We start from the raw sequence: 16206 nt of genomic DNA, 5'->3' as shown, positions 1-16206 counted from the left end.
TTGTCATATGTCTTGATGACATTAACTAACCAATTTAACCGCATATTAAGTCTTGAGAACAGGGAATGGCAGCTCTCGCCAGATGTGAGATGAGCCGCATTTTTTGTGTGCCTAAGCATTGCAACGTAACAAACCAAACGAGATGAAAATAAAGATCACTGCTCCGTTTCCGTAAAGATTGATCATGGATGTTTTGAAGGAGTGTTTAACAACTATTTTGGATTAGCGAATATGAAACAAGCAGTACTATTTTTATTTCTAAGCATATTGTCGATTTCCGTTTTTGCGCAGATGATCACGGGGACGGTAAAAGATGCACAAGGACAACCGTTGGCGGCGGCGACGGTGTCGGTTCGCGGTAGCAGCGTTGCCGTGCAGGCCAACGAGCTTGGACAATTCTCCATTCGGGCATCAAATGGTGCCACCCTTGAAGCGAAACTGGTGGGCTTCGACTCCAAAACAGTGGTGGTCGAAGATGGTTCCCCCATCCATTTTGTTTTGAATGAGTCGTTAAGCGATCTGGATGAGGTCGTTGTCATCGGCTACCAATCGGTCAGTAAGAAGAAGAATACAGCGGCGATATCTAGCCTCTCCGGCAAGGATTTGGAGAACATCCCGGCAGCCAGCTTTGAGTCGATTCTACAAGGGCGTTTGGCTGGGGTCAACGTTCAAAATTTAACCGGAACACCTGGGGGTGTTTCAACGGTATACATCCGTGGAACGACCGGGATTAGCAGTAATTATGATGAGGCACAGATTTTAAGTAGCCCATTATATGTGGTCGATGGGGTTCCCCAGCCTACGGAACAATATGCAAACCTCAATACCGGAACCGGAACGAGCTACCTGGCAGGCATCAACCCGAATGACATTGAGTCGATAGAAATCCTGCGTGATGCTTCGGCCGCGGCCATATACGGTTCGCGAGCGGCAAATGGGGTGGTGTTGATTACCACTAAAAAAGGCGAGAGTACAGAGCCGAAGGTCGTCGTCACGGGATACACGGGCCTAACGTTGCGCCCCGATCTGAGGGAAGTCGCTTTGGGAACCGCCGAACGGCGTCAGAAAATGCAAATTGTTGCCGATCAGCTGACCTATGCACAGCAAGCAAATCTGCCTTTCCTGCTGACGGACAGCTTGAATCCGGCTTTTAACGGCAACACGAATTTCCAAGATTTATTTTATCAAAAAGGGGTAGTTCAAAATGCCGATTTGAGTATCAGTGGTGGAAGTGAAACGTCCAATTACCGGTTCAGTGCCAATTACTACGATGAAGACGGCGTCGTGAAAGCGACTGGATTCCAGCGCATGTCGACACGGTTGAATTTGGCGAGCAAGGCCGTGAATGAAAAACTGATCATCAACCCCATTGTCGCCTATACCCATATGGACCGGGACCGGGGTAATGGTGATGATGTTGATCCTTTCCCGTTGGATGCCGGTAGCATGCCCTCTTCGCTGTTAAATGCATCAGACGCTAAAATGGCATACTACATGGGCGGATTCGATGCGGACCTAGACAAAAATATCACCAACCAGCTAAGCCTCAACCTCAACTTAAATGCGCAATTATTGCCGGAATTGGCTTTTGTATCGCAGACTTCGTTTAATTACAATACGGGCAAACGCGATTACAATCGGCCGAGTGCGATGAACAATAACTTAGGCAACTACGTTTTTACTTGGTCGTCCGCGCAGGAAAACTGGCAGTTATCGAATTACCTGACCTACAACGACACCTTTGGGAAGCACACCCTGTCCGTACTGGCGGGCCAGGATATCCAGCACGACAAGTATCAGGAAACCGAGGCGTCCGGCAGCTATGGTACTTCGGACCAGATCCAGGTGGTGCAGGGATTTTTGCAGGATTACATCACCGCTTGGTCCGACTACCAGGCTTGGGGTCTCATGTCCTATTATTCCCGGCTTAGCTATGACTTTGATAGCCGGTATATTTTTTCAGGAAGCATCCGCACTGATGGGTCGTCGCGGTTTGGCAAAAACAATCAATGGGGCTGGTTTCCTGCGGCCTCTGTGGCGTGGCTGCTTTCCGAAGAATCCTTCCTGGAAGATCATCCGAGTATTTCCCTGCTGAAGATCCGGGGAAGCTACGGGGCCACGGGAAATCTGCCCCGGCAGAATTACTTGGCCTATAACCTCTATTCGGTTAATAATGGGGGGTATACCGGCGCGAACGCGGGTTCGTACAACGGGGTGTCCGCCATCACGCCCAATTTTACCAACGGCGTGGCACAGGACGACCTGACCTGGGAAAAGGGCGAGAGCTGGAATATCGGGGCGGACATTGATTTGTATAACGGGAAATACAGTATTTCTGCTGATGTCTACAATAAGGAAACCTCTAACCAATTATTTGCCGTGCAGTTGCCCACCAATACCGGTTATGACTACGCACAGACCAACGCGGTTGGTGTCCGCAATGCGGGGGCTGAACTGATACTGAGTGCGAGTCCGCTCTCGCGGAGCAGCAAGGTCAACTGGCGGACAAATTTTAATATTTCCTACAATAAGAACACGATCATGAGTCTACCCAATGGCGGGCGGGATTTAGTGATGTCCGGAGATCGGTTTGATAAGTCACACATCCTATCTATTGGTAGTCCCATTAATGCGTTTTACCTCTATGAAACGCAAGGCGTCTATTCCACGATCAACGATGTGCCGATCAACCCATATACCGGCGAGTTGTTCCGCAATAGTAATGGTACGTATGGCGAAGGCATGTTTCGTTTCCGCGACGTGGATGGTGACTATTTTACCGACGTTTTCAACAGCGGGATCAATCCGGATAAGCTACCGATGGGCGATCCCAATCCGAAATGGTACGGTGGGTGGAACAACATATTCAGCTATAAGAACTTTGATTTTTCGTTTTTCATCAATTTTACATTGGATCGTGATGTGCTGAACCTATATGAATCTGATGCGTTCGGGGCGCATTCGGCAGGCAATATAGGCAATATGGCCGGCAATGCTTTGCCCGATCTCAGCAAATACAACATCTGGACCCAAACGGGTGATCAGGCCGAGTACGCCAAAATCGATATTGGCACTTACCGCTATTATTATACCTCGGCCCAGTCGTTCTTTTTGGAAGACGGCAGTTACGTCCGGCTGAAGAATGTCATTCTTTCCTACCGGGTGGGACAGCAGTTCTTGAGCAGATTGGGACTGAGTCAGTTCCGGATTTATGGGATTTTGGACAATGCGTTGACCTGGAAGGCTTCCAAGCATTTGCCGGATGCCGAAGCGGTCAACCAATACGGCGAATACAATGGCAACGGGTATCCGATACCCCGGAAGTTTACGTTTGGTGTAGAAATAACATTATAGGCATTATGAAGATGAGAACAATTTTTGGCTATAGCCTATTGGTGGGAATGCTGCTGGTCAGTGCATCATGCAGTAAGTTTTTGGAAGAGGAACCTAAGAATTCAACTTTTGTCAGCGAGTTTTGGCAGTCCAGCGGGGATGTCAATAGCGGATTGGCCGGTGCGTATGCGTTGCTACGGGCCGCCATTACCAGTGGTAATGGCGGCGCCGGCCGGCATTTTATGTATGGCGATGGTATTGCCGGCCATTATTTCACCATCCAATATACCGGAGATGGGCTGGAGGGTATCCAAACAGGTGACTTTACCTTCCAGTACAATATTGAGTCATTTGGCGACTGGACGCAATATTATAAAGTTATCACCATGAGCAACCTGCTGTTGGAACGGGTGAGCGAAATGGACGAGTCGTTATTGAATGATCAGGATAACCCCGCCGAATTCGTCAATGATGTGATGGGCCAGGCTTATTTCATCCGCGCCCTTGCGTACTTCTTTTTGACCCGGACCTGGGGCGATGTACCGTTGGTTTTGAATACGTCCAATGATCCGATTAATGAGGAGTTTCTGGGGCGGTCACCGAAAAGCGAAATCATGGCGCAGATCGAAATGGACTGCTTTGCGGCAGCCGAGTTATTGGACTGGGGGTATACCGATGTTACGAAGGCCAAGGTGACGGCCAATAAAGGTTCTGTCTACGCCCTGCTGGCACACCTGTACCTTTGGCGGGCAACGACTACCGACGTAACCAGTGATATGCCGATCATGGACGACGTGGACAAGGCGCAGGATGCGATTACGCAGTTGAAAAACAGTGGCGGCTATCGACTGGTGGATACCGCAAGCTATTACAGCACGTTTGTCGGTCAGTCTTCCGACGGGATATTTGAATTGGCTGCCAGCGAGAAAAACCTAGAGGGCTCCAATTCCCATATCGGGATGTTTTTCTTGCGTCAAGCCAACATCAGCTACAATAGTGCGACTTACTCGCGGTTTTATGTCAACCCCACCTATTTATCAACCCATTTCTCCAAAGAATACTGGGGGTGGGGTTGGGTTTGGAGCGATACAGCCAACGAATGGCAATGGATCGATCACGCGGCCTCGGTGGGTGAAACGGTGTATAACGACGAGTACCCTGATGGGATCGTAGTTACGGCAGCGATGTTGATCGACGGTTCGGATGTGCGGTATCGTAGGAACTTCACGGACCTGTCCTTAGACCAGCCCACCTGCATCAAGTACCATGAGGTGAACTACCGGAGTACCAATTCGGCTTACCTCGGCAATAACCTCATCATCTTCCGGTACAGTGATATGCTCCTGCTGGAAGCTGAAATCGCATTATATAAAAATCAGGTGGCTGATGCAGTGGGCATCATCAACGCATTTCGCACGCGGAATGGGTCAAATGCCGTGTTATCCACAGACATTACCAAAGACGAAGCCATGTATGAGTATATGATCGAGCGGGGTAAGGAACTGTATCTGGAAGGCCACTTGTTTTACGATCTGTTGCGTACCCGCCAATACCCACAATTTATCACCTGGCTGTCCGATTCGAGGTTTAGACAGCAAGGCTTTTATTGGCCTGCTGCCCCGGCACTGTTTATGAATAACCTGAATATGACCCAAACCAGCTACTGGGTTGGAAGGATCTAAGTGGGATGAGCAAATTAAGTTATAGTGTATATACGAAAAAGATGAAAAGAATACATGCGATATTACCATTTCTGGCACTTGTGGTAGCGTACCTCAGTTCCTGCGAAAGCGACGCCTATATCAATGATGGTGGTACAGCCAGTCCCTACGTAGACATGACCACATACGACTTTCTCGCATCGCATCCCAAATTCGATTCCTTGGTCGCCATTATCGATAAGGCCGGCCTCAAAGAATTGGTCAACAGCGATATTACGTTTTTTGCCGGTACTAATTACAGCGTGGTGGGTTATGTTTCGGCCAAGAAGCAGCAGAAGATCGTCGAAATAGGTAATGAGAATATCGATTTTGGGATCAAGGATATCGGCGCAGAGGAGCTGGATTCCCTAAAGATGTACATGTTTGACGGTCCCATAAACCGCGAACAGATGAACACCGAAGGCACGTATCACATGAGTAAGTTTGGACCGATCGATAACATCCAGCTCATGATCAAGCTGCGGCGGACAACGGACTACAGCAATTTTCTTGACCATGTGGATTATGTGAATTTTACGTGGGTGGCGGGTACCTTGGATAGTGAAGAGCCTGATCAGAATGAAATTCCGACCGAAGAAGAGGATCTGTCCTATGACTGCCAGACCTCAGGGATCATTACGACGACGGGTGTTGTCCACGTATTGTCAGATAACCACCGGTTGATGTTTAATCGAGAAGCTGTTGCAAGCAATTAAAAGGGTTTGAAATAAGATAAACAGATGAAAAGGAAGTTATTAATAAGTCTTGGCCTTGCTGCTACGATCGTTACAAACTATTCGTGTTCGAAGATCGAAAAGGGTTTTTTGAGCGAAAACGTACGCTACGTCAACGGCACCATTTACGTGCAGCGGGGGATGGCCTACGTTGCTTCGGATCGGATTGAGACGGATGGCTCTACGCCGCCATTTAGCTATAAATTACTGAACCTGCGCGATAAGGAAACCGGAACTCCGGCTCCCGAGGAGTTTTTTACCGACTATGAAGTGCTGATGTTTAAGAGCGGTATGGTGTTTAACGCGCAGACGGATACCACCGTAGCGTTGTTAGATGCTAAACGTGAAACTGTGAATACGCCGCCCATGGTATTCAACGAAGTCAGTGGGCAGTTGGTATTTAACCGGGCCTCCAGCAACCTTCCGTTGGGCAGCTACATCTTCGATATCGAGATGACCAATCCGACGACGACTAGGTTGTTTGCAGATATGGGCGAAATCAGCGTGGTAGATCCGACAATCGACGATATGTTTGAGATTACATACCAAGCCGCCACGGGTTCTGACGCCTCGGAGACATTTTACAATACCACCGCACCGCAACTCTCGTGCGAGCGGATATCTACAGAAGGCGCACGAGTCATTTTGAAAATCGTTGATAAGAATGGCAACCCCTTTAATCCTGCACAGGGGGAAGTGATCCGACGGGGAGACCGGCCGACATTCGAGAGCCATGTGAAATTTAATCCGGTTATCGAAACCGACACCGCGCTGATTTGCGACTACGAAGTGGCGCCGTTTCCCTTGACCAATTACAATGATGGGGTAACGGATTGGGCGTATTTGATTTATTATCGTATTCCGAAAGACTATGCCGTTATTGATGGTTTACAAAGTCTCAACGTCAACCCGGTGTTTGGTTTTCGCGTGCTGATGGAAGGTACGTATGTCGTGACCGTCAGGCTGCCGTCCGTTACGCGGACAAGTGGTTAATCAGATCGTGTAAAATGATCAAGATCACAGCCCCACTCCCCAAAAGGGATGGGGCATTTTTATTGCTTCCGAAGGTTAAAATCAACTTTTCTGCATCAGGATGTAATATTTATCGTTATTTTCGAACCCTCGTAAAATGTTAAGATGATTATGATATCCAGATATTCCATTCCGATGCTTCGTTATTGTTTGTTTTTGACCCTATCCATCCTGTCCACCGCGGCGATCGCCCAGTCTTCTATAAGCGGAAAAGTCTCTGGAAAGGAGAATCGCGGCATTCCGGGCGCGAGCATACAGCTTTTAAACGCTACCTTGGCCACCTCCACCGATGAGCAGGGTAACTTTACGCTCGAACGCGTTTCACCCGGCACGCACATCCTCCGCGTGAGTGCGCTGGGGTATGCCACGGAAAACCGCAGGGTGGTGGTCAATGGGGATCTCACCTTGAATATTGAGCTGTCCGGCGTCGAAAATCGGCTGGACGAGGCGGTGGTGACGGCACAAAAGACGGAGAGCGACCCGCATGATATCCCGGCCAGCCTATCGGTGGTCGGCAGCAAATCGGTAGAACAGCAATACATCTGGAACATCATGGATGTGACGGCTGTAGTGCCCAATCTGAATATCGCCAATCCGGGCGACAGTCGCAACGTGGCTTCGATGCGTGGCATCACCACTACCTCATATAACCAGGCAGTGGCTACCTATGTGGATGGGGTAAACCAATTTGGGCTGGATACGTACATTCCCTACTTGCAGGATGTGGAGCGGATCGAAGTGCTCCGTGGACCGCAGGGGACCCTGTACGGCCGGAACGCGATGGCTGGTGTGATCAATATCATTACGAAGCAGCCGACGAACCGCACTACCGGGTTGGCTGAGGTGAATATCGGCAACCATGGGCAGCAGCGGTACCTCTTGGGTGTGCGTACACCCATCGTCAAGGACAAGCTTTTTTTCGGCGCTTCGGGCATGTATAATGGCTTGAATGGTTTCTATACCAATGATTTCGATGATTCGAACTACGATACGCAGCATACGGTGTTTGGCAATTATTACCTGAAATACCTCCCGAGTGCGCAATGGGCCATGACCTTGAATTTCAAGCATGTCTCTAATCGCAATGGAGGGGCTTTTGCGCTGATACCGGGTCTGGATGATGCCTTTAGCACACCTTTTCACCTCAGCCAGAATGCCAAAACCCAGATGGTGGACGAGTCGCGCAATGCGTCGTTGTCAATCAATCATTTTGGCAATGCCTTCAATTTCAGTTCGCAAACGGCTTTCCAATCGAACTACCGGTATTACCGGGATCCCATCGATGGCGATTTCTCGCCGTTGGATGCGATCTCGATTGCCAACGACTATGGCCGGAAGTGGAATAACGTCAACGTATTCACCCAGGAGTTTAAATTTTCTTCGCCCTCATCCGACGATTCCCCGTTGAGCTGGACAGCCGGGGCATTTCTGTTTCATCAGGATGCGCCTACCAAGCAGGGAACGCATTTTGGGGCGGATGCCGAGATGATGGGTCCGGGCACGCCGACATTCGCCACCAGTATATTGACGAATGCCGCGACCAATCAGGGCGCCGCCGTTTTCGGCCAGTTGGGTTATCGCTTTGCGCAGGGGTGGGAGCTCCAGGCGGGATTGCGGTATGACTATGAGCATGCTAAGCTGGATGGCCGTGGCGAATTTCAGCCCGATGGCGGGGAACCGATGGTTACCCAGCCGGATACATCGGCATCGGCAGATTTCCATGCGATGACGCCGAGCCTGAGTATCAAGTATGCAGTTGACGAGGCGCATCACGTTTACGCTAGCTACGCCCGCGGGTTCCGTGCAGGGGGTATCTCACAACTGTCATCTGACCCTAGTGAGGCCTCCCTGAGGCCATTTGATCCGGAGTATAGCAACAATATTGAACTGGGCAGCAAAAACCGGTGGTTAAACCAGCGTTTGCAGCTCAATGTGGCGGCGTTTTATTCACGGGTGAATGATGCACAGGTCCCCACATTGGTATTGCCGGATGCGATCACGGTGACCCAAAATACGGGCCGTATGGAGAGCATGGGGCTTGAGCTGGAAGCCGAGGCCCGGGTGGTGCGCCACCTAACGCTCTGGGGCAATGCGGCCTATACCCATGCCCGGTACCTGGATTTGAATACGGCTGGCGAGGGAGACAATGTGCAGCTGAAAGGTAATCGACCAGTATTCACGCCGGATTGGACAGGCTTCTTGGGGGCTCAATATGCAATTCCTCTCGGTGCCGCCGAGCGACAGCAGCTCCAATTGGGCCTGTATGGCAAGTTCGTTGGTCAGCAATATTTTACGGTTGAAAATTCGTTGGGTCAAGAGGCATATAGTCTACTGAACGCTAATGTAGGCTACTCGTGCCATGGTTATGAGCTCATCCTGTGGGGTCAAAACCTGGCAAACAAGCGGTATGTCGACTATGCCTATGATTTCGGCTTTGCCGCTGTGCATCTAGGAAGGCCGGTCACGTATGGCGTGACGCTGCGGAAGCGGTTTGGCGAATAATCACAAGGTCAAAAACTTCTGCCGGTAGGCTGTTGGCGTCATGCCGATGAAGGTTTTGAATTGCTTATTGAAGTTGGATAAGGTATTGAAGCCCGATTCGTAGCAGATTTGGGCAATGGTCTTGCCTTCCTCGGTAGAGAGCTGCTTGCACGCATTGCGGATGCGCAGCTCTGTCAGGAAGTAGGAGAACGATTTGCTGGTTTTCATGGTAAAATACCGGCTGAACGATGTCGGTGTCATGTTGAGCAGGGCCGACACTTCTTCCAGGGTGATTTTGTGTTTGAAGCGCCGCGCGGCGTAGTTGTATACGGTATTGATACGGTTGGTCTCTACATCTTTGGGCTGATTGTATGCGATATCGTCGTGCAACAGGCGATACTCTTTGCTCTTAGCAATCAGGTCGAAGATCCGCAGGAGGTGGATCATGCTTTCCATACCGTGCAGGTGGATCAATTCCTGCATTAAGGTTGCCGTTTTTTGGGCTGTTTTTCCGCATATCTCCATGCCCCGTCGCACTTTCTCCAACAACGTCTTTAGCTGCGTAAATTCTTCCTTGTCTATCCATTGGTTCAGCGCGGCTGGGTTGATGTAGATGACTAAGCCCACGCAGCTTTTTTCAGCAGGCAATTCAAAGTACGACTCATCGCTCCGCCAGAGATGCGGAATATGAGGTCCGAGGAAGGTGAGGTCTCCTTTGTCAAACGGCTTCACCGTATTGCCGATAAATTTGGTGCCCGTGCCTTCCACGACGAGGAACAGTTGATACTCCGAATGGGCATGCCACGTCGTGTCAAAATGCTTGTCGTGCAGTTCTCGTACAAAGAAGATATTGGCTTCCGGAATCCGGGTCTTTTGGATGGCCGTCTTTTTCATTCGAATTATATAAACGAAATGCCATTGTTATTTATTACCGTCAAATGTGAGCTAATTATCCATTAATAACAAAAAATATACTATATCGAGGCAAAATACAGTCAACATTAGTTAATTAATAGGTGTGCCGAAAGGGATGAAACTGCTACCTTAGCCCTTACAAAGATAACCAATTGCAGTAAATCGAATGACGTTAGACGTTAAACTGGGTGTGAGTACTTGGCTGTGGACATCGCCATTCAGCAGTGATGAGGCTCCGGCACTGTTCAAAAAGATCGCCGAATTGGGTTACACCGCGGTGGAAATTGCCGTGGAGGACCCACAGCTGATCGATGCACCATCCATCCGGTCTGCCCTATCAGCGCATGGGCTGGAGGCCATTATCTGCGGTGCTTTCGGTCCCACCAGGGACTTGACGAGCGACGATGAGCGCTTGCAACGAAATGCCTTTGACTACATCGATCAATGCCTCCAAATTGCTGCTGAGGTGGGAGCCCGGTTTTTTGCCGGTCCCATGTACTCGGCTGTGGGCAAGGCCCGCATGGTGCCCGCCGAACAGCGGGTCATCGAGTGGACGCGGGCCGTAAACAACCTACGGGCTGTCGGCGACATGGCCGCGGCCAGGGGACTGGCAATCGCACTGGAGCCTTTAAACCGATTTGAATCGGATTTGATCAACAACGTAGATGATGTGCTCCGGCTCATCCGTGACGTGAATCATCCTGCGGCGAAAATCTGCCTCGATATGTTTCACATGAATATCGAAGAGCCCGATCCCGAGGCAGCCATCCGCAAGGCAGGCAGCAAGCTGATCCACATGCAGGTGTCCGAAAATTACCGGGGCACGCCCGGCACCGGCAATGCCAGCTGGGATGCTTATCACCGGGGACTGGCAGCGATCGGCTATACCGGTACGGTGTCGATTGAAAGCTTCACACCGGAAAATAAGGAGCTGGCAGGTGCCGTATGCATCTGGCGTAACCTCGCCGCGGATCAGGATACATTCGCCCGTGAGGGCTATGCCTTTTTGAATGCATGGGCGGCAGGTAAATCGGATGATAACTAATAAGTAATAGCAAGTAAGTAATAAATATGAGCAAGAGACCTATTAATGTGGCCATTGTCGGCCTTGGCTTTGGAGCCGAGTTTATTCCCATCTACCAGCAACATCCAGCGGCCAATATGTATGCCATCTGCCAACGCAATGAAGCGAAACTGAACAGCATCGGTGACGCGTTCGGTATCGAAAAGCGGTATCGGGACTATGATGAGCTCCTGAAAGATGATCAGGTGGATGCCGTGCACATCAATACACCCATACCCAACCACGCTGAGCAGTCGCTGAAGGCGCTCCGGGCTGGCAAGCATGTTGCTTGTACCGTACCGATGGCCACTACCGTAGACGAATGCCGCCAACTGGTAGAAGCGGTGGAGGAGACCGGACTGACCTATATGATGATGGAGACAGTGGTGTATGCGCGCGAGTTTCTATTCATGAAAGAATTATACGAAGAGGGGGAGTTGGGCAAGATCCAATTCTTGAAAGCCAGTCATCAACAGGATATGGATGGCTGGCCGGATTATTGGCCCGGATTGCCCCCCATGCATTATGCCACGCATTGCGTGGGTCCTGTATTGGGACTTACACGCAGCGAGGCGGAGTATGTGTCATGCTTTGGCTCGGGTACCATCCGGGAGGAGTTGCATCATCATTATCACTCGCCCTTTGCCGTGGAAACCGCTCACATCAAGTTCAAAGATTCGGACCTGAGCGCACAGGTATACCGTTCGTTATTTGATACCGCCCGGCAATACCGCGAGAGCTTTGAAGTATACGGCTCTAAGAAGACCGTTGAGTGGCCCTTGATCGAAGGCGATCCGCTGGTGCTGCACACGGCCAAGCGAGCGGAACCTGATATCCCCGAGGAGGTGCGATGTCCGGATTATGCGCACCTGCTGCCCGAACCGATCCGGCATTTTACCACGGGCGGTGTATACGATGAGGGCGATAACCAACACCTCTCGTTTATTCAAGGAGCAGGCCACGGAGGTTCACATCCGCATTTGGTGCATGAGTTTATCAGCGCGCTGGTGGAAGAGCGGCAGCCCTTTCCGAATGTGCGGCAGTCGGCCAATATCACTTGTGTGGGTATTTTGGCGCACGAGTCTGCCCTGAAAGGCGGGGAAATTATCCGGTTGCCGGCGTTTACATTGTCAGAAAAGTAGACCTAATCCCCCTTCGGGGGATTAGTCGTAGGTTAATAAACGTCAATAGAACATTATAATGAATAGACTGATGAATAGCTGGCTGTTGCTGCTGATCCCACTGTTTTTCGTGGGCTGCGATGGCCAACGGGCCAAAGATGGGCCACGGCGACTGGAACTGTTTTTTCTGGGGCACGAGAGTAAGCACCATGATTCTGAATTACTGGCGGGGATACTGGCGCAAGAATATTTTTCGGAGGGTATCAACATCACATACTCCACCGATCCCGACGACCTCACACGGGCGGATTTTAACCGCTACGATGGGTTGATCGTATATGCCAACCATGATTCCATTACTCCTGCGCAGGAGAAGGCACTGTTGGATTACGTCGCATCGGGTAAGGGGTTCATCCCGCTGCACTCGGCGTCGTTTTGCTTCCGCAATTCGCCTGAAGTAGTATCTCTCATCGGCGGACAATTCAAAAGCCATGGCGGAGGTGCGTTTTCCGCCGAAATCGTCAAGCCCGACCACCCGGCAATGGAAGGGGTAACACCATTCGAGACGGAGTGGGACGAAACGTATGTGCACGATAAAATCGCCGATGACATTGAGGTACTGATGGAGCGCGTGGACAGCGCGCATCGCGAGCCCTATACCTGGGTGAAGGAGTACGGCAAGGGCAGGGTATTTTACACGGCCTTTGGCCATGACGAGCGAACGTTCCACAACCCCGGATTCTTGCAGCTGGTCAAAAGCGGGATCCTGTGGGCGGTGGGTGAGCAGGCGGTGAGCAACATGAAGGCATATGCCATCGCCCAGCCTACCTATGAAGAAGGGCGGATGCCCAACTATGAGCGCCGCGACCCCCCGCCACAGTACCAACATCCGTTGACTCCGGCAGAATCGCAGACGCTCATCCAGGTGCCAGTCGGGTTCCGGCTGGAACTGTTTGCCAGCGAACCGGATATCAAGAAGCCTATCGCGATGGATTGGGACGAAAAAGGCAGGCTCTGGATTATTGAGACGGTGGATTATCCCAACACGGTGCGCAATGATAAAGGGCAGGGCGACGATCGCATTACCATCTGTGAGGATACCGATGGGGATGGCAAGGCGGATAAATTTACCATATTTGCCGAAGGATTGAATATTCCCACATCCCTCACCTTTGCCAATGGGGGCATCATTGTGGCGCAAGCACCACACTTTTTATTCCTACAAGACACGGATGGGGATGATAAGGCCGATGTGCGTAAGGTACTGATCGACGGCTGGGGCACGTATGATACCCATGCTGGGCCATCTAATCTTCGGTACGGGATGGACAATAAAATCTGGGGTACGGTGGGCTACTCGGGCTTTGAGGGTACTATCGGAGGCCAACCGTTCAAATTCGGAGCAGGCGTGTATCAATTTGATGCCGGCGCGAAGCAGTTTGAATTTCTCGGGGGGACCACCAACAACACTTGGGGCCTCGGCTTCTCGGAAGAGTTTGATGTCTTTATTTCCACAGCGAACAATGAGCACAGCGACTTCTTTGCGATTCCTTCGCGCTATTATGAAAAGGCCAACCTGCATGAGCGGGGTATCGAAAAGATCGATGGCCATTACAACATGCACGTGCTGACCAAAGGACTGCGACAGGTGGATGTCCATGGCGGTTTTACGGCCGCGGCAGGCCATAGCTTGTATACGGCGCGGGCATTTCCGCAGGAATATTGGAATAGGGTAGCGTTCATCAGCGAGCCCACCGGCCGATTGGTGCACCGTCATCTACTGGAGCAGGTAGGGGCGGGTTTCAAGGAGCAGGGCGATGGCTGGAACATGGTGGCCAGTTCAGACAATTGGTTTGGGCCGGTGGATGCCAAGGTGGGACCCGACGGATCGCTGTGGATACTGGACTGGTATAACTTCATCATCCAGCATAATCCCACGCCCGATGGGTTTGAAAATGGCGAAGGCAATGCGTATATCGATCCGCTGCGCGATAATACGAAAGGACGAATTTACCGGCTGGTCCACGAAGACGCCGATCGCTATAAACCCTATAAGCTGAACCCAGAGCGACCGGGCACGCTGGTGGATGCACTGGAAAGCGATAACCTGTTTTGGCGGCTCACCGCCCAGCGGTTGCTGGTCGAATCGGGCAATAAAGACGTGGCTGGTGACCTGCAAAAGCTGATAAGTGACCCATCCGTTGATGAAGTAAAGGTCAATGGTGCGGCTACCCACGCAATCTGGACCTTGCATGGTCTGGGGTTGCTGGATGGCTCCGATGAGAAAAGCCTGTCTGCCGTGGTTGACGCATTGAAGCACCCGGCGCCAGGTGTGCGGCGGGCCGCGGTCCAGACCCTGCCGATGGACAAGCCGGAGGTGGTGCAGCAACTCATGGCTTCCGGTGTGATGCAGGATCCCGATCTGCGGGTGCGTTTGGCCGCCTTCCTCGCGCTATCCGATGCAGCGCCCACGGCCGAGATCGGCAAGGCCATCTTTGAGGCCATGCAGCAGGAGGAGAATGTCGAGGACAAATGGGTATCCCATGCGTTGCTCGTTGCGGGAGCGGTGCATCGGGCAGCTTTTTCTACGGAATATCATCACCAATTTGGACATCCCGACCTCTCCAACACGGACGGGTCGCTGGCCGAACGCATCATTGCCGGCGATCGGATGACAGTACTCCCGTTGACCAGGGGGGAAACCCTGGGCGGGCGGCAGATACCGGACTTTACCAGCCAGGAAATCAGCTTTGTCGCCGATGTTCAACGTCCCGAAATGCCCCGCGTACTTCCCGAAGGCGTCCTGATATCACATGGGAATAACCGCGATGGTTATGTGGTATACCTGCGCGATGGCCGGGTTCATTTTCAGGTAAATCAAAAGGGAAGAAAAAGCATCGTCCATACGGTGGACTCGTTGCCTCCGGCGTTTCGGATAAAAGCCTCTTTGCTGACAGGCGGACGGATGACGCTGTCCGTCGATGGGAAGCAAGTGGCCGACGGGAAGAGTGCGGGCTTATTTGCAAAGGTGCCGGATGGATTGATCCGCGTGGGACATAACAGGCAGCGGCAGTGGGGTGACGAGCCGCCCATTCCCAATGTGGGCGACTATCCCGATGATTTCCACTTTACAGGGGGATTGGAAAATGCCCGTTTGGTGATCGTCAATACCGCGGAAGGCGGAACGGGCGAGGTGGTCGCGGCGGATGAATCCATCACCATCAAGGCGATCGTCGGCGAGATGAAGTACGACGTGACCAACTTCACCGCCAAGGCCGGGCAGACGCTGAAAATCATCTTTGAGAATCCGGATCATATGCAGCACAACCTGCTGATATTGAAGCCGGGCACCTTAGCAACGGTGGGACAGGCGGCGGATGAGCTGGCCAAACAGCCCAACGGGGCGGAAATGCAATACATTCCCAATACATCGGACGTGTTGTTCAGCACGCCGCTGGTCAATCCGGAAGGGCGATATGAGCTGACGTTCACCGTACCGGCCACGCCCGGGGAATACCCCTACGTGTGTACATTTCCCGGGCACTGGCGGATCATGCAAGGGGTGATGCGGGTGACGAGGTAGTTTGTTTTCAAATTGATGGTCGGGGGCGAAAATCAAATTAACAACTAGCAAAACAATGTGTATTTAACGAAAAAAATATAATCGAGCAAGCATTTTCCAAAATGACCCCGGTCACTTTGGAAAGAGACTTCGGAAAGTTTCCGGACTTTGTTCGGAAACTTTTTCGGTTTACTTCGGTCTCTTTTAAAGAAAAACACGCAAAAATTTGCCGGCCAAAAAAGCCGCTTGGCAAATAAGGGCAATA

9 protein-coding genes are annotated in these 16206 nt (G+C 51.4%); 8 read left to right on the top strand and 1 reads right to left on the bottom strand.

Annotated elements, in window-relative coordinates; genetic code table 11:
* The first annotated feature begins 231 nt into the window (after positions 1 to 231).
* The 5 genes from ACMGDE_RS11625 to ACMGDE_RS11605 all read left to right on the top strand — a co-directional run bounded on the left by ACMGDE_RS11625 (position 232) and on the right by ACMGDE_RS11605 (position 9301).
* On the top strand, positions 232 to 3354 hold the full coding sequence (locus ACMGDE_RS11625; protein ID WP_436832953.1) for a SusC/RagA family TonB-linked outer membrane protein: 3123 nt from the start codon (positions 232 to 234) through the stop codon (positions 3352 to 3354).
* Between the two features lie 5 nt (positions 3355 to 3359).
* Entirely contained in the window at positions 3360 to 5015 is a 1656-nt protein-coding gene (locus tag ACMGDE_RS11620; protein ID WP_436832952.1) for a RagB/SusD family nutrient uptake outer membrane protein, read from the top strand.
* A 41-nt stretch (positions 5016 to 5056) separates the two neighbouring features.
* The gene (locus ACMGDE_RS11615; RefSeq protein ID WP_436832951.1) at positions 5057 to 5749 is read left to right on the top strand and encodes a hypothetical protein; all 693 of its coding nucleotides are present in this window, start codon (positions 5057 to 5059) and stop codon (positions 5747 to 5749) included.
* A 24-nt stretch (positions 5750 to 5773) separates the two neighbouring features.
* A complete protein-coding gene (locus ACMGDE_RS11610) occupies positions 5774 to 6760 on the top strand; it encodes a hypothetical protein (RefSeq protein WP_436832950.1) in 987 nt (328 codons plus the stop codon).
* A gap of 150 nt (positions 6761 to 6910) precedes the next feature.
* Positions 6911 to 9301 (top strand): TonB-dependent receptor, encoded by a 2391-nt coding sequence (locus tag ACMGDE_RS11605; protein WP_436832949.1) that lies wholly within the window; start codon positions 6911 to 6913, stop codon positions 9299 to 9301.
* On the opposite strand, the gene ACMGDE_RS11600 is transcribed toward ACMGDE_RS11605, so the two are convergent.
* Positions 9302 to 10174: an AraC family transcriptional regulator gene (locus ACMGDE_RS11600; protein WP_436832948.1), complete on the bottom strand. Its 873-nt coding sequence runs from the start codon at positions 10172 to 10174 to the stop codon at positions 9302 to 9304.
* Between the two features lie 187 nt (positions 10175 to 10361).
* Here ACMGDE_RS11600 and ACMGDE_RS11595 point away from each other — a divergent pair, with 187 nt between their 5' ends.
* The 3 genes from ACMGDE_RS11595 to ACMGDE_RS11585 are packed head-to-tail and all read left to right on the top strand — an operon-like array spanning position 10362 to position 15962.
* Positions 10362 to 11240, top strand: a complete 879-nt coding sequence (locus ACMGDE_RS11595; RefSeq protein ID WP_436832947.1) for a sugar phosphate isomerase/epimerase family protein — start codon at positions 10362 to 10364, stop codon at positions 11238 to 11240.
* Between the two features lie 26 nt (positions 11241 to 11266).
* On the top strand, positions 11267 to 12400 hold the full coding sequence (locus tag ACMGDE_RS11590; protein ID WP_436832946.1) for a Gfo/Idh/MocA family protein: 1134 nt from the start codon (positions 11267 to 11269) through the stop codon (positions 12398 to 12400).
* Positions 12401 to 12458: 58 nt separating this feature from the next.
* Positions 12459 to 15962, top strand: a complete 3504-nt coding sequence (locus tag ACMGDE_RS11585) for a PVC-type heme-binding CxxCH protein (RefSeq protein WP_436832945.1) — start codon at positions 12459 to 12461, stop codon at positions 15960 to 15962.
* Positions 15963 to 16206 lie beyond the last annotated feature (244 nt).

The sequence above is a fragment of the Parapedobacter brassicae genome (assembly GCF_051400755.1).
In the GTDB taxonomy this organism is placed as follows: Bacteria; Bacteroidota; Bacteroidia; order Sphingobacteriales; family Sphingobacteriaceae; genus Parapedobacter.
Note: the sequence above shows the minus strand (reverse complement) of the source record. Positions and strands in the feature narration are given on the sequence as shown.